Source organism: Streptomyces sp. DvalAA-43 (assembly GCF_900091725.1).
GTDB lineage: Bacteria > Actinomycetota > Actinomycetes > Streptomycetales > Streptomycetaceae > Streptomyces > Streptomyces pulveraceus.
Window position 1 is genome coordinate 35,168 of record NZ_FMBW01000012.1, and the last position, 15,028, is coordinate 50,195.

Sequence of the window (15,028 nt, forward strand, 5' to 3'; positions counted from 1 at the left end):
CACCGTACCGGCGCCCCGCCCCGCCCCCGCCCGGAAGTCCGACGGCCGTCCGCCGTGGATGGAGCGGCCCACCCGCATCGGACAGACCGCGAAGGCGGTCGCCATCGTGGTGGTCGTACTCGCCGTCGCCTACCCGCTGGTCGGTGTCATCGGCACGAGCTTCGCCTCGCAGACCGACATCATCAAGAGCTCCGGCCTCGTCCTGTGGCCGGACCACCCCACCCTGGACGCCTACCGCACCATCTTCACCGGCGGGGTCGTCACCCGGGCGCTCATCGTCTCCGTCGGCATCACCGTGCTCGGCACCCTCGCCAGCCTCCTGGTCACCGTGGGCATGGCGTACGGACTCTCCCGGCGCGATGTCACGGGCTCCCGCCTCATCCTGATGACGGCCCTGTTCACGATGCTCTTCAACGCGGGCATCATCCCGAACTTCCTGCTGGTCAAGGGCCTCGGCCTGTACGACACCTACGCGGCGCTCGTCATGCCCACCCTGGTCAGCGCCTTCAACCTGGTCGTCCTGCGGTCCTTCTTCATGAGCCTGCCGGAGGAGCTGTACGACGCCGCGAAGGTCGACGGGGCCGGAGACTTCCGCGTCCTGGTACGGATCGTGCTGCCGCTGTCCAAGGCAGTCCTCGCCGTGATCAGCCTCTTCTACGCGGTGACGTACTGGAACGCCTTCTTCAACTCGCTCCTGTACCTCAACGACTCCGACAAGTGGCCGCTGCCGATGGTGCTGCGCACCTATGTGCTCCAGGGCCAGAGCCTGAACGCCGCCTCGGCCGGCGAGGTGCTCGCCCCGCAGCAGGCCGTACAGATGGCGGTGCTGGTGATCGCCGTCGTACCGATCCTCTGCGTCTACCCGTTCCTCCAGCGCTACTTCACCAAGGGCGTGCTCACCGGCGCCGTCAAGGGCTGAGAGGCCGTCGGGCCGACCTCCGGTCGCACGATCGGAGGCCACCGACCGTCTCTGGCCGCAGCCACCGCCCCCCACTCCTTCCTTCCCCTCTCTTCCAAGGAGATTCAGGTGTCGAGCTCCACCCCCATCAATCGCAGAGCACTGTTCCGTATGGGTGCGGGCGTCGGTCTGGGACTGGCCGCCGCCCCGCTGCTCGCCGCCTGCGGCGACGGCGGCACGACCGCGAAGGCGGAGGCCAAGAGCGCCTCGCTGCTGCCCGACAGCGCGGTCCGCAACATCGGCCTCAAGCCCGACCTGGCGGGCACCGCGGCCGGCGTTCCGCAGGGCTTCTTCAGCTATCCGGCCAAGCCGCTGCGCGCCACGAAGAACACCCCGCTCAAGGGGGCCCAGCCGATCAGCGCGACCATGGAGACCTTCTCCCCGCCGCCGCCCGCGCGCGGCGGCAACGCCGCCTGGCAGGAGATCGAGAAGCTCCTCGGCGGCCAGGTGAACATCACCGCCGTCCCTGCCGACGACTACGGCACCAAGTTCTCCACCATGGTCGCCAGCGACAGCCTGCCCGACCTCTTCATGTACCCGGAGAGCGGCGGCGTCGACAACAAGGCCGCCTTCCTCCAGGCCAAGTGCGCCGACCTGACCCCGTACCTCGCCGGGGACAAGATCAAGGACTACCCGAACCTGGCCGCGATCCCGAAGGGCGCCTGGCAGTCCGCCATCTTCGGCGGGAAGCTCTACGGCATCCCGATCGCCAGGACCGGCACCGGCGGCGCGGGCTTCTACCGGCACGACCTGTTCGAGGAGGTCGGTGTCACGAGCCTGGACCAGATCACCGACCTCGACCGCTTCGTCGAGGTCTGCAAGGAGCTGACCCGGCCCAAGAAGGACCAGTACGCCATCATCGCGGGCGCCACCAGCATGCTCGCCATGTCCGCGGGCGCGCCCAACTTCTGGCGGCTGGACGAGAAGACCGGCAAGTTCACCGCCGACCTGGAGACCCCGGAGTACCGCAAGGCGGTGGAGACCGCCCGGCTGCTGTACAAGGCCGGCTGCTACTACCCGGGCACCCTCCAGATGTCCGGGGCGCAGAAGGCCCAGTACACGGACATGTTCAAGAACGGCAAGGGCGCCTACGTCTACGACGGCATGCCCACCTACCTGGCACCCGGCGTCGGCTACATCGCCGCGATGAAGGCGATCGACAAGAAGTACGACCCGCGCCCGTTCGTGCCGGTCGGCAAGGACGCCGTCGCCTGGATGGACAACGTCGCGCTGCAGAACACCCACATCAAGAAGGCGGCCGGGGACCGCGTCAAGGAGATCCTGGCCCTCGCCGACTTCGCCGCCTCCCCGTTCGGCAGCCAGGAGTACACGCTCATCAACTACGGTGTGGAGGGCAAGGACTTCACCCGGGACGCCAAGGGCAACCCGGCGCTCACCAAGCAGGGCACCCAGGACGTCACCGTGCCCTGGAAGTTCATGGCCTCCGCCGTCCCGGCCATCTTCAGCGCCGACTCGGAGCAGGGCGTCCGCCACGTCCACGACACCTTCACCAGGATGATCCCGATGATGGTGCCGGACCCCACCCTCCAGTACTCCTCGCCCACCTGGGACTCCAAGGGCTCCGGCAGCCTCAACACGCTCAAGGGCGACGCGCTGAAGGACATCATCGCGGGCCGCAAGCCCATGTCCGCCTACGACCAGCTCGTCAAGGACTACCTGGCCAAGGGCGGCGAGCAGGCCCGCGGCGAGTTCGAGGAAGCCTTCCAGAAGGGGAAGAAGTGACGACCCGACGCTCGGCCCTGAAGCTCGGCGGCGCGGCGGTGGCCGCGGCCGTCGCCGTACCCGCACTCGGCTCGCCCGCCTCCGCCCGGTCGCACGGCTTCGACCCGAAGCCGGGCTCGAACGGCGTCGGCGACCCGCTCTTCCCGACCCTCGGCAACGGTGGCTACCAGGTCGTCCACTACGACCTGACCTTCGACTTCACCCCGGTCACCTACGACTTCACCGCCGCAGTACGGATCGACGCCAAGGCGACCCAGGACCTCTCCGCGTTCAACCTGGACACCGACGGCCACACCATCGACTCCGTGACCGTCGCCGGCCGCCCCGCCGCCTGGGAGCTCACGCCGGGCCAGAGCGGCCAGGAGCTCACCATCACCCCCGCCCGACCGCTCCACCACGGGCAGGCGTTCACCATCGAGGTCCGCTACCGGGGCAACGGCAAGGCACCCCGACTCGGCCTGACCGGATGGAAGTTCGGCTCCGACGGCGGCTTCGCCTCCGCCGCCCAGTCCTCGCGCGCCGACACCTTCCTGCCCTGCAACGACACCCCGTCCGACAAGGCGACCTGGACCTTCCACATCAGCGCCCCGCAGGGCTATGTCGCCGCCGCCAACGGCGAACTGCTCCACAGGACACCGCGCGCCGACGGCTCCACGGTCTGGCACTTCGCCCTGCGCGAGCGCATGGCGACCGAACTCATCGGCATCGCCGTCGTCAAGGGCACCTATCTCTACGGGACCGGCCCCCGCGGACTCCCCCTGCGCCACATCGTCCCCCAGGGCCAGGAGGACAAGTACGGCCCGATCGTCGCCCGTACCGCCGACCATCTGGCCTGGCTGGAGGCGAAGTTCGGCCGCTACCCGTTCTCCGTCTACGGCGTCCACATCTACGACGGCTACACCGACGCCCTGGAGAACCAGACCCTCTCCCTGTTCTCCACCAACTGGTTCAAGCCCGACGCCAACGGCCGGCCCGGCTACGAGACCACCATGGTCCACGAGCTCGTCCACCAGTGGTTCGGCGACTCCGTCACCCCGAACGACTGGCAACAGGCCTGGCTCAACGAGGGGCCCGCCGTGTACTACGCCGGTCTGTACGGCGAGGAGCGCGGCTGGTCGGTCCTCGAGGACAAGATGAAGGCGACGTACGAGAAGCTCGACGCGGTCCGCGCCGCCGACGGCCCGCCGGGACTGCCCAAGGCGCTCGGCGGCACCAATATCTACGACGGTGGCGCCCTCGTCCTGTACGCCCTGAGCCTCCGGATCGGTCAGCGGAAGTTCGACAAGGTCATGCGCGAGTGGGTGAAGCGCTTCAAGGACTCCACGTACACCAGCGAGGCCTTCATCCGGCACACCGTCGACGTCACCGGCGACCGGTCCCTCGATCCGTTCCTGCGCGACTGGCTCTTCGGAGCCGTGAACCCGCCCATGCCCGGCCACCCCGACTGGAAGGCCTCCGCGTGAACCGCCGCTCCCTGAACGTCGTACGAGGAACCGCCGCTGCCGCCTCCGCCGCCGTCCTGGCCGCCCTCCTCGCGGCCCCGGCCGCCCAGGCCGCCCCGGGTGCCCGCACCCTGTACGCGGCCCCGGACGGACACGGCACCTCCTGCACGGTCGCCCGCCCCTGCACCCCGGAAGGCGCCCGCGACCGGGCCCGCACCGAGACCGGCCGCGACGTACGCGTACTGCTGAAGAGCGGCACGTACGAGCTCGACCGGCCCCTGGAGCTCGGCGCCGCCGACTCCGGGAAGAACGGCCACACCGTCACCTGGACCGCGGCCCCCGGCGCCCGCCCCGTCCTCTCCGGCGGACAGGACATCACCGGCTGGCGGCGGAACGCCGACGGCACCTGGACCGCCGCGGTCCCCGCCGGCGTCGTCCCCCGCCAGCTCTTCGTCGACGGCCACCGCGCGACCCGCGCTCGCGGCGAGGCCTGCGCGGCGAGCACCTGCGACGCCACGAAGACCGGGATGACCGGCGCGGTCGCCACGGGCATCGCCCAGTGGCAGCGCCCCACCGACGCCGAGGCCGTCATCCGGGTCCGCTGGCGCAACTACCACTGCCGGATCACGGGCGTGAACGGCGATGTGATGACCTTCGCCCAGCCCTGCTGGACCAACTCGGCGAGCGGCACCGACCGCACCGGACCCGCCTGGGACTCCACCACGGTCGACTCCACCCGCTACAGCGGCGTCGCCTTCTTCGAGAACGCCCCCGAACTCCTCGACCAGCCGGGCGAGTTCGTCTGGAACTCCGAGGGCCGCACCGTCACGTACCTGCCGCGCAAGGGCGAGAACATGCGCCACGCGCGGGCCGTCACCCCGCACACCGAACAGCTGCTGGTCGTCGACGGCGCCCATGACATCACCGTCAGCGGAATCGGCTTCGCGTACGCGGCGTACCGTCAGCCCGGCACCGACGAGGGCTACGCGGGCATGCAGGCCGGTCTCACCCTGACCGGAGCCACCGGCCCCGTCGACCACGCGGGCCGCTTCTACACCAAGCCCACCGCCGCGGTGACCGTCCGCGGCGGACAGCGCGTCAGCATCGAGAACGCCCGGTTCGGCCGCCTCGGCGGGGCGGGCGCGATCCTCGAAGCGGGCACCAAGGACAGCTCGGTGACCCGCTCGACCTTCACCGACCTGTCCTCGGGCGCCGTCTACGTGGGCGACACCGAACCGATGCCGTCGGCGGCGCTCGCGGGGGAGCGGAACACCGTCGCGTACAACACCATCACCCGCTCCGGCGTCGAGTACACCGACTCGGTGGGCATCTGGGCCGGGTACGAGGCCGGGCTCACCGTCGACCACAACAGCCTGGACCACCTCCCGTACTCCGGGATCTCCGTCGGCTGGGGCTGGAACCAGCCCGAGTCCCAGAAGTCCGTCCTGCGCGACAACAAGGTGACCGGCAACCGGATCACCGACGTCATGGAGGTCGCCCAGGAACAGCACGACGGCGGCGCGATCTACACCCAGGGCGCCCAGCCGGGCACGGTCGTCTCCGGCAACTACATCAACCGCTCCGCCTTCGGCAACACCGAGCGCGACGGCAACGGCATCTACCTCGACGAACAGTCCTCGCACATCGTCGTGGAGAAGAACGTCATCACCCGCATCGGCTACAAGTGGGTCTCGAACTGGGCGGACTACGGCATCCGGAACACCGCCCGGGGCAACTGGACCGACACCGCCGCGCCCGCCCTCGGCGGCACCGGCTCGGTCATGACGGACAACCTCACCGGCCTGGACCGGCTGCCGGCCGAGGCCCTCGCCGTCGCACGCCGGGCCGGTGCCCACGGCGGCCCGGTCGAGCAACTGCGCACCGACCTGGCCCGCACCGGCACGGCCACCCAGTCCTCCACCGAGGGCACGGCGGGCGCGGAGCTCGCCCTGGACGGCGACACCAACACGGACACCCGCACGCTCTCCGAGGCGGGCGCCTGGTGGCAGGCCGACCTGGGCGGCAAGCAGCGCGTCCGCCAGATCGAGATCTGGAACAACGCCTCCGCCACGACCGCCGACTTCGACGTGGTCACGGACGACACAACGGTCCATGTCAGCGGGAAGGCGCTGCGTCCGACGGTCCTGAACCTGGACAGCCGCACCCGCACGGTGAAGATCGTGACCTCCGGCACCGGACGCGTGGCACTGTCCCAGGTGCTCGTCCACCCGTAGTGGCTGTTTCTTCCCGCCGGGCGGCATCGGGCCTGCCCGGCGGGAGGAGTCCGGTCAACGGCGGAGGAAGGCGCCGATCCGTTCCCGCAGCCCCCGTGCGTCCAGGCCGTGCGCGGCCAGGTGCTCCTCCATCTCCCCGTACTTGCGCAGCTCCGCCCGCCCCACCCCGAGACCCAGCACGCGGTGCGGCAGCTCGGCGAGCGCGTCATTGGCGGCGGCCGTGGAGGTGCCCGCCAGATACGGTTCGACGACCACCACGTCGGCGACCCCGTGAGCCCCGACCGCCCGCCGCAGCCCGGCGCCGTCGAACGGGCGCACCGTCGTCGCGTACAGCACCGTCGCATCGAGCCCGTCGGTCGCGGCGAGCACGTTGTCGAGCATCGGCCCGACCGCGATCACCACCCCGTCGGCCCCCTCCCGCACCACGGTGAACCCGGTCCCCGCGCCGACCGGCCGGGCCCGGTCGTTGGACTGCAGCGACAGGCGCACATACACCCGGCCCTCCCCTGCCGCGGCCTCCCGCAGCAGAGCCTCGGCCTCGTCCGGGTGGCCCGGCACATGAACCGTCCAGTCGTCCAGGGTGTCCAGGAGCGCGACATCGCCCGGCGACATATGGGTGAACCCGCCGGCCGGCCAGTCGTACGAGGCTCCGGCGCTCACCAGCACCCCGCCCACTCCCTGGTGGCCGAAGTCCAGCTTGACCTGCTCGAACGGCCGTTCCACCAGAAAACTGGCGAAGGTGTGCACGATCGGCCGCAGCCCGGTGAGCGCCATCCCGGCGCCCGCTCCGACCAGCAGCTGCTCCCTGATCCCCACGTTGACGACCCGGTCCGGATGGGCCCGCTCGGCCGGCCCGAAGCCGTCCCGGCTGATCTCGGCCAGGACCAGGGCGAGGCGGGGGTCCTCGTCCAGCAGCTGTGACGTGGTGGCGATGAAGCGGTCACGCATCGTGTCCATGTGAAGTTTCCCTCTCGTGTTCTCTTCGGTCTGCTCGGCGGCACGTATCCGCGCGGCGGTACGTACGCGTCCTTCGGCTCAGCTCTTCGGGGCGACGCGCGCGACCACGGCCCTCGGCTGTCCGGGGTGCGGTGCGGTGAAGGCCGCGTACAGCGCCTCGTGGTCCCGCCCGTCGACGGAGGCGACCGACCAGCCCGCCGCCTCGAACCGGGCCGCGATCCCTCCGGGCCGGGCGTGCGAGGCCGAGGCGTTGTCGATCACCACGGTGTGCAGCTGCTCCAGCCCGGCCGGGCCCGCGTAGGCGAGCGCCTCGTGGTTGCTGCCCTCGTCCAGCTCGGCGTCGCCGATCAGCACCCAGACCCGCGGATCGGTGAGCCCCTGCGCCCGCAGGCCGAGCACGCTCCCCACGGCCAGCGGCAGCCCGTGTCCCAGGGACCCGCTGCCGATCTCGACCCCCGGCACCAGCGTCCGGTCCGGATGGTGCCCGAGCGATGAGTCGTACGCCCCGAACCCGGACAGCAGCTCCTCGCCGAAGAAGCCGTGCGCGGCCAGGACCGCGTAGTACGCCATCGGCCCGTGCCCCTTGGACAGCAGGAACCGGTCACGGCCGGGGGCGTCGGCCGTCCCGGGCGTCACCCGCAGCACCCGGTCGTACAGCACCCACAGGGCGTCCAGGGTGGAGGTCGCCGCGGGACCATGCTTCTCGTCCCCGGTCATCAGGCTCATCAGGCGGTTCATGTCGCGGTAGTCGCGCGATGCGGTGGCGGTGGAGTTCGTCATGGGACAAGCGTTGAACATCAAGCTTGGTTGAGGTCAAGAGGGAAAGGTGTTCGTGACCACCCGCCGGAGTGCGGTATTGTTCTCATGCGCGTTCGGCCAGGGGAAACCCCAGGTCAGGCGGGCATCGGGACGTGGCGCAGCTTGGTAGCGCACTTGACTGGGGGTCAAGGGGTCGCAGGTTCAAATCCTGTCGTCCCGACTGTGCGGAAACGCAGGTCGGAGGCCGTTCTCTCATTCATGAGAGGGCGGCCTTTCGTGCGTCCGGGGGCGTGGTGGTCGCAGTGTGGTCGCAGGCCCGAGCCGGGGCTGCTGGACGTGTGCGCCCTGGTGCGGGACCGCCGCCGGACCCGGAGCGGGGCCTCGCAGGAGCCCGGCACCAGGATCCGGCGGAGTGCTCAGCCGCGCCCGACCCGGCGCCGGCGTACGGCGTGGGCCAGCTCGCCGATCAAGGTCTCGGTCTGTTCCCAGCCAATGCACGCGTCGGTCACGCTCTTCCCGTAGGTGAGCGTCGAGAGGGGACCCGGCTCCTGGCGGCCCTCGTGCAGGAAGCTCTCCACCATCAGGCCGGCGATTCCGGTCTCGCCCTCCGCGATCCTCTCGGCGACCTCGCGGACCACACCCGACTGGCGCGTGTGGTCCTTGCCGCTGTTCGCATGGCTTGCGTCGATGACAAGGCGTTCGGGCATACCGGCCTTGGCCAGCAGCGCCAGTGCGTCGCGCATGTCTTCGGGACCGTAGTTGGGGCCGCCCCGGCCACCGCGCAGGATGATGTGGCAGTCCGGGTTGCCCTTCGTGGACACGACCGATCCCTGCCCCTGTCCGTCGATGCCGAAGAAGACATGGCTCCCCGCGGCCGCACGGCAGCCGTCCACGGCAGCCTGCACGTCCCCGTCCGTGGCGTTCTTGAAGCCCACCGGCATGGAGAGTCCCGAGGCGAGCTGGCGGTGCACCTGGCTCTCCGGGGTACGCGCCCCGATCGCGCCCCACGTCACCGCGTCGGAAATGTACTGCGGGCTTGTCGGCTCCAGGAACTCGCACCCGACCGGCAGGCCGGTGTCGAGCACGCCGAGCAGCATCTGACGCGCGATACGCAGCCCGTACTGGACGTCGTGCGAGCCGTCCATGTGCGGGTCGTTGACGAGCCCCTTCCAGCCGACCGTCGTACGCGGCTTCTCGAAGTACGCCCGCATGACGACGCACAGCTCGTCCCGGAACGGAGCGGCCGCGGCCGCCAGGCGCTCCGCGTATTCCTGCGCCGCCCGCGGGTCATGGATGGAGCACGGTCCCACGATCAGCAGGAGGCGGTCGTCCTCACCGGTCAGTACCCGGTTGGCTGCATCGCGGCTGCTCTCCACCAGGGCTGCGTGGGACGGGGTCAGGGGAAGTTCGGCGCGCAGCGTGGCGGGCGCGATCAGTGGCTGGAAGCCGGTGACGCGGAGATCGTTGGTCTGCGTAGGGGTGTGGGGCAGTGTTGTCATGGGGTGTTCCCGTCTCTGGCGAGGCGGCCCCGGACCTGTCCCAGGTGTGTCTCCTGTACCAGCCGCCTCAAACGACGAAAGGCAGAGACGAATCGTCTCTGCCTTGCTGGCTCCGGATGTCCGATCGACGGTCAGCGCAAACGACCGCCGGCTCCACCCAGAGCCAGCGTAAAGCGCTGATACCAACCGAACCTCGTAGACATGCGCCAGAGCCTACCGCATGGCGGTGAGTGCTCTTCGCGGGCGGCATCACAAGAACTTGTCGGCCTGCCCCGCCAGTTCACACCACCATCCGAACTCCTCCGCGCCGGCCCCGGTCTCCGCGTCGAGCGCCTTTCGCCAGCCTCGCAGCAACAATCCGGACAGGGCCGTCATGGCATCGTGCAGGTGCTGCGGACCGGCCTCGAACGCGCCTGTGTCGGCGTAGAGCTCGAGCACGTGCTGAGGGCTGGGTTCCAAGCGGCTCGCATTGGCCGCTATGAACCATCCGAGCTCCACGCATGCAGGGCCCCGCACGGCGAGTGCCCAGTCGATCAGCCACAGCACTCCCGCACGGCCCAGTCCCATGTTGTCCAGCTTGAGATCTCCGTGCAGAGACGCCGTCGGCAGCTTGTCGAGAGCGGTGAGCAGGAAACTCGCATCGTCCTGGACGGCGCGCAGCAGGTGTCGTACGCGCCTCGGGGCGCGCCTGTCGAACACCTCCCATCCGGTCGCGACCTCCTGCCTCAGCCCATGTACATCGTGCCCGTTCGCCAGTTCGGCGGTTCCACGGGTCAGCAGCAGCAGCCGGTCGTCGAGACGACACCAGGGCAGCTCGGGAGCTGCGGGCGAAACCGAGTGCAGCTCCGCCATGGCGACGAGAATCGACTCGGCGGAGGACCGGTCCACTCTGCCTCGGATGCGGTAGCCGGAAATGTCGTGCATCAGTGTGTAGAAGGTCGCACCGGCCCGGGCCGAATCGACAGCTGCCGACCTGACTCTGGCCGATCCGACAGGCATCCTTCCGGCGAACGCTGCCTCGCGGCCGTGCACATCCGCTGTTGCACGCATGATCCAGTCGTCTTCCCAGCGGGTCCGCTTCAGTACCCAGGAACCACCGGCCGGCCCCCTGCTCACGAGAAGCTCTGCTCCGGAGAAGCCGTTGTGCGACAGCGGGCGCCAGCCGACTCCCACCAGTCCGTGCCGCGAAAGCATCGCCGCGACGGGCTCCGGGAACCGCATCAGGCGGTGATGCCGCGGCTGCGCAGGTCTGCGATGACGCCATCCAGCGCCTCACGCGTCAGCCGTTTCGCACGGATACGCTCCTCGCCCTCATCGCGACGGCCGAAGCGCCAGTAGACTCCGCCCTCGTCCAGGTTGGCCACGAAAGCGACATCCTTCTCCGCAGGACCTCGAAGTATGAGGGAGACCGTCTGTGCGGAGACGAGCGTGGCATGGAGGGCGTCGTGGTGCAGCGTGTAGCTGTCGCCCGCCTTCATCTCGTACTCCAGGACCGGCTGGATTCTCGAGAGGTCGGCGTCCGGCACCCGGTCCGCGTGGTCGGGGTCCATGTGCCTGCGTGCGTCCTTCGGAGGTTCCGGCACGTTTCCGGCACCGGCCCTGTCGTACAGCACGTGGTGGTACTGGCCCTGCAGCATGTGTGCCGTGAACGAGAACCGGTGCTGGTGTGCGCGCTCGAACTCCGTGGCGCGCCACACGTGGAGCCGGACCCGGAAGTTCCGTTCGTCGCCGTTGTAGAGCACGATCTTGTCGAATGGCCTGTGGCTCTCGCACATCGAGAGGAGGGTCTCGTCCTCACCGACACGCTTCAGGAGCCTTCCCAGCCGCGCCGCGTCCCCGGCCAGCTCTTCCAGAATCCTCGTCGCCCGCTCCCCGCTCGTGCGCAGATCCTGCCAGTCGAACGGCTCCTGGCCATCGAGCAGAGCGACGTCGCCGGGATCGGCCAGGACGTTCTCCTCCCTGAGTCCGTCCCCCACCGCGATGGCGGATCCACGTCCTCCCTGACCGCCGTCTGCAGAGTTCATCCCGTTCCTCCAAGATCCACCCGTGACCGGGCCATGAACGTTTCGTACGCCGATACCAGTTCCGCCACGCACTGGGGCACCTCCGCACCGCCTGGCGCTGCCTTGGGCGCGCCGAGCACGTAGGCATGGGAACGGCGGACACCGTCGAGTGAGCCCGCGGCCCGGAACACCTCCGGTTCCGCCTCCCGGATGATCGACGTATCGAGCGCCTCGGCCCGGCCGTCGCTCCATTCGGCGGCGCCGTCGGTGTACCGCAGACCGTGGCGAGCGAACAGCGCGGCGAGCACAGAGGCCGGCGTGCGGTCCGCCAGCGCGTCGGTGGCGAACGCGGTCACGAGGAGCCCGCTGTCGTATGCCTGGTGGTGGACCTTCAGTCCTTGCCGGAACGCGGTGACGAACAGGTGGCTGTCCACGACGTCGACGTGCGCGTTCGCTTCGTAGAGCCTCTTCCAGGAGTGGTAGAGATCAACAGGATGGCGCAGCGTGACGATGAGGCTCAGCTTGGAATCCGGGTAGCCGCGGCTGCGGAGTATGGCGACGGGATCGAACTCGGTTTCGCCCGCCACGAACGGGCCGAACGTCTCCTTCAGTACAACCGGACTCGCTCCGGGCCGTAGCCGGAACCGGCTTTCCTCGCCCGTCATGGCGTTTCGGATCAGGCGCTTCAGCGGTTGAAAGTACGCCGGGTGACCGGTGGCCGCCGCGGCGCGCAGCAAGGCCGTCGTCCCGGATCGACAAGGTCCTGCCACGACGGTCAGTGGTGGCAGCCGGTCCGGCTCCGCCAGCTCGATACGGTCCGCCGTCTCCGCGTCCGGAACTCGTTCGCGCAGGAGGGCTGCCTGCGCGGCGAACGTCTGCCTCATGCCGTCTCCCACCGGGCGACTGTGGTGAGCCAGTCGGTATAGGCGGCGTAGGTGCCGCTGAAGGCCAGGAGGCGGCACTGTCGGGTCAGCCGGTCGAGCATCGTGTCGACGGACACGCCCGCCTGCCGGGAAGCGCCGGCCGTCACAAGCCCGAGCCATGGCTGGTGGGTGTTTCCCGGGACATCACCCTCCAGCAGATTCCGCCGGATGAGTTCTCGGCCTCGGGTGCCGTCTTCGATCACCTCTGTTCGCGGTGCGACAGCGGTGGGGTCGATTTGCGGCAGGAGGATCAGGGCCGGCTCGGCTCGCGCTACCGCACGGGCCCCGAAATGCGCGGTGAGCGCCTGGACGTCCACCAGTACCTTTCCTTCGACGGCACCTTCCCAGTCCACGCCGTCGGTCAGTCCGTGAAGCGGCTGACCGGGCGCGAAGGCGATTTCGTGCACGTTGGCGCGGGCCGGGACGCCCTCCATCACGATCCGCCCGTGCTCATCGGGCACCAGGCTCAGCCGGTCCGCCGTGACGAAGTCGTACGTTCCCGCACCGAGCAGGCTCAGGAGAGCCGTTGTCTTGCCGCAGTTCCGGTCGCCCATCACCACCAGTCCATGTCCGCCGCGCGCGGCGGCGGCCGCGTGGAAGACCCGTGAGCCGGCGGCGTGCTCGACACGCTGGAGGATCTGGTCGCGCAACAGCACTCTGGCCTGGAGATGGACTTCGTCCGCCGACGAACCGAGGATCGTCACGTCCCGGCGGTCGTCGTCTACGGCGATGACGATGTCGGCGTCGTCGCGCGCCATCAGCCGCCACTCGCCGGCGGACGTGTGCGCATCCGGCCTGCGGCGAAAGATCCGCATGTCGGTAAACGGGACGGGCGCCGGGTTACGGCCGTTGCCGACCAGTAGCGTCAACGTGATGTCGGGCTCGCGCGGGGGCCGGCCCTGTGCGAACGAGTAGTACGGGTGGTAGAAGTCGGCGAGCGAGCCGAGCACCTTCTCGTTCTCACTGCGCACGCCAATGAGGACACCCGAGTGGGACAGCCACCGGGTCGACGCCGACCACTCGTCACGGCGGGGACGACTCAGGTGCAGGCGGGCGGCAGCATCCGTCGCCCAGGTGCCGGTCGCAGTCGCGCCGTGCATGCCGGTGGGCGGCCGGCCTCCGGTCTCTCGCTCAGCCACGGAGCATCTCAGCAAGGCAGAAGGCGAGTTCGAGTGCCTGCTCGTTGTTGAGCCGCGGGTCACAGGCTGTCTCGTAGCGGCTCTTCAGATCGGATTCCGCGATACCGCGAGCGCCTCCCAGACATTCGGTCACCTGCTCGCCGGTCAGTTCGATGTGGACGCCCCCGGCGTAGGTGCCTTCTTGCTGATGGATGGCGAAGAAGGAGCGGACCTCCGCCATGATGTCGTCCCACCGGCGGGTCTTGAGCCCTGTCGACGACGTGAACGTATTGCCGTGCATGGGGTCGCAGGACCAGATCACGCGGTGGCCCTTGTTGCGAACGTGCTGCACGAGGGGAGGCAGCCGGTCGGCGATCAACTGGTGTCCCATACGGGTGATGAAGGTCAGTCGCCCGGGGACGTTGTCCGGGTTGAGCCTCTCGGCCAATGCGTCGATCTCCGCGGGAGTGGTCTCCGGGCCGATCTTGCAGCCGACCGGATTGCCGATTCCCGAGAAGTAGTGGACATGTGCGCCATCGGGATTCCGGGTCCGCTCGCCGATCCACGGGAAGTGGGTGGAGACGTTGTAGTGGGCTCCCGTGAGCGAGTCGACGCGGGTGAACGCTTCCTCGTAGCCCAGGAAGAGCGCGTCGTGCGACGTGAAGATCTCGGCCTCGGACGTGGCCGGCGACGTTTCGATCCCGCATGCCCTCGCAAAGGCGAGTGCATGATCGATCTCCGTCGCCACTTGTTCGTAGCGATGACCTTGGGGGCTGGCGCGCACAAAGTCCTGGTTCCAGGAGTGAACTTGCCGAAGATTGGCGAAGCCGCCGCGGGTGAAGGCCCGCATCAGGTTGAGAGTGGAAGCCGACTGCTCGCACACGCGCAGCAGCCTGCTCGGGTCGGGGGTGCGCGCGCCCGCTTCGAACGGGAGAGCGTTGGCCGCCGGTCCGCGATACGACTCGAGTGTGACGCCGCCCACGGTCTCGGTCTCACTGGAGCGCGGTTTGGCGAACTGCCCCGCGATCCGGCCCACTTTGAGCACCGGCTTCCGGGAGCCGTAGGTGAGCACGATGGCCATCTGTAGCAGCACTTTGAGTTTGTCGCGGATGTTGTCCGCAGTAAACGTTTCAAAGGTCTCGACGCAGTCGCCTCCTTGCAGAAGGAAGCTCTCTCCGGAACAGACCTCCGCGAGCCGGTCGCGCAGCGTGCGGATCTCTCCTGCGAATACGAGTGGAGGCCGGCCCGAGAGCTCCTTGAGGACCGCTTCGTGAGCTGCGGGGTCGGGCCAGTTGGGCTGCTGCTGGACCGGATACGTACGCCAGGATGCGGGAGTCCAGGAGGGAGTCCCGAAGGCATGGTCAGAGCTCATCACTGTCTCCGTGGTCGAAA

At 69.2% G+C, this 15,028-nt stretch carries 12 protein-coding genes and 1 tRNA gene; 5 read left to right on the plus strand and 8 right to left on the minus strand.

Annotated elements, in window-relative coordinates; genetic code table 11:
- Window positions 1–58 precede the first annotated feature (58 nt).
- From GA0115234_RS02260 to GA0115234_RS02275, 4 genes are all read left to right on the plus strand, one after another.
- Entirely contained in the window at window positions 59–919 is an 861-nt protein-coding gene (locus tag GA0115234_RS02260; RefSeq protein WP_093539260.1) for a carbohydrate ABC transporter permease, read from the plus strand.
- Between the two features lie 108 nt (window positions 920–1,027).
- Window positions 1,028–2,701, plus strand: coding sequence for an extracellular solute-binding protein (locus GA0115234_RS02265; protein ID WP_093539122.1), 1,674 nt, complete (start codon window positions 1,028–1,030; stop codon window positions 2,699–2,701).
- Window positions 2,698–4,164, plus strand: coding sequence for a M1 family metallopeptidase (locus GA0115234_RS02270; protein WP_093539123.1), 1,467 nt, complete (start codon window positions 2,698–2,700; stop codon window positions 4,162–4,164). The genes GA0115234_RS02265 and GA0115234_RS02270 overlap by 4 nt, the downstream gene beginning before the upstream one ends.
- Window positions 4,161–6,377 (plus strand): right-handed parallel beta-helix repeat-containing protein, encoded by a 2,217-nt coding sequence (locus GA0115234_RS02275; protein WP_093539124.1) that lies wholly within the window; start codon window positions 4,161–4,163, stop codon window positions 6,375–6,377. Before GA0115234_RS02270 ends, GA0115234_RS02275 begins: the two co-directional genes overlap by 4 nt.
- 54 nt (window positions 6,378–6,431) lie before the next feature.
- Here the strand turns inward: GA0115234_RS02275 and GA0115234_RS02280 are convergent, their stop codons facing one another.
- Entirely contained in the window at window positions 6,432–7,334 is a 903-nt protein-coding gene (locus GA0115234_RS02280) for a transketolase family protein (protein WP_093539125.1), read from the minus strand.
- A gap of 78 nt (window positions 7,335–7,412) precedes the next feature.
- Window positions 7,413–8,114, minus strand: coding sequence for a transketolase (locus GA0115234_RS02285; protein ID WP_093539126.1), 702 nt, complete (start codon window positions 8,112–8,114; stop codon window positions 7,413–7,415).
- A 125-nt stretch (window positions 8,115–8,239) separates the two neighbouring features.
- On the opposite strand from GA0115234_RS02285, the gene GA0115234_RS02290 reads away from it, so the two are divergent.
- Window positions 8,240–8,313: transfer RNA gene (locus tag GA0115234_RS02290), tRNA-Pro, on the plus strand.
- A gap of 196 nt (window positions 8,314–8,509) precedes the next feature.
- Here the strand turns inward: GA0115234_RS02290 and GA0115234_RS02295 are convergent.
- The 6 genes from GA0115234_RS02295 to GA0115234_RS02320 all read right to left on the minus strand — a co-directional run bounded on the left by GA0115234_RS02295 (window position 8,510) and on the right by GA0115234_RS02320 (window position 15,008).
- The gene (locus GA0115234_RS02295; protein ID WP_093539127.1) at window positions 8,510–9,592 is read right to left on the minus strand and encodes a 3-deoxy-7-phosphoheptulonate synthase; all 1,083 of its coding nucleotides are present in this window, start codon (window positions 9,590–9,592) and stop codon (window positions 8,510–8,512) included.
- Between the two features lie 249 nt (window positions 9,593–9,841).
- Window positions 9,842–10,813: a phosphotransferase family protein gene (locus GA0115234_RS02300; RefSeq protein ID WP_093539128.1), complete on the minus strand. Its 972-nt coding sequence runs from the start codon at window positions 10,811–10,813 to the stop codon at window positions 9,842–9,844.
- Window positions 10,813–11,616 carry a hypothetical protein gene (locus tag GA0115234_RS02305; RefSeq protein WP_141718372.1) on the minus strand — a complete coding sequence of 268 codons (804 nt, stop codon included), beginning with the start codon at window positions 11,614–11,616 and terminating at the stop codon, window positions 10,813–10,815. Before GA0115234_RS02305 ends, GA0115234_RS02300 begins: the two co-directional genes overlap by 1 nt.
- Window positions 11,613–12,479, minus strand: coding sequence for a hypothetical protein (locus GA0115234_RS02310; protein ID WP_141718373.1), 867 nt, complete (start codon window positions 12,477–12,479; stop codon window positions 11,613–11,615). The genes GA0115234_RS02305 and GA0115234_RS02310 overlap by 4 nt, the downstream gene beginning before the upstream one ends.
- On the minus strand, window positions 12,476–13,618 hold the full coding sequence (locus tag GA0115234_RS02315) for a hypothetical protein (protein ID WP_093539131.1): 1,143 nt from the start codon (window positions 13,616–13,618) through the stop codon (window positions 12,476–12,478). Before GA0115234_RS02315 ends, GA0115234_RS02310 begins: the two co-directional genes overlap by 4 nt.
- Window positions 13,619–13,649: 31 nt before the next feature.
- The gene (locus tag GA0115234_RS02320) at window positions 13,650–15,008 is read right to left on the minus strand and encodes a class II 3-deoxy-7-phosphoheptulonate synthase (RefSeq protein ID WP_093539132.1); all 1,359 of its coding nucleotides are present in this window, start codon (window positions 15,006–15,008) and stop codon (window positions 13,650–13,652) included.
- Window positions 15,009–15,028 lie beyond the last annotated feature (20 nt).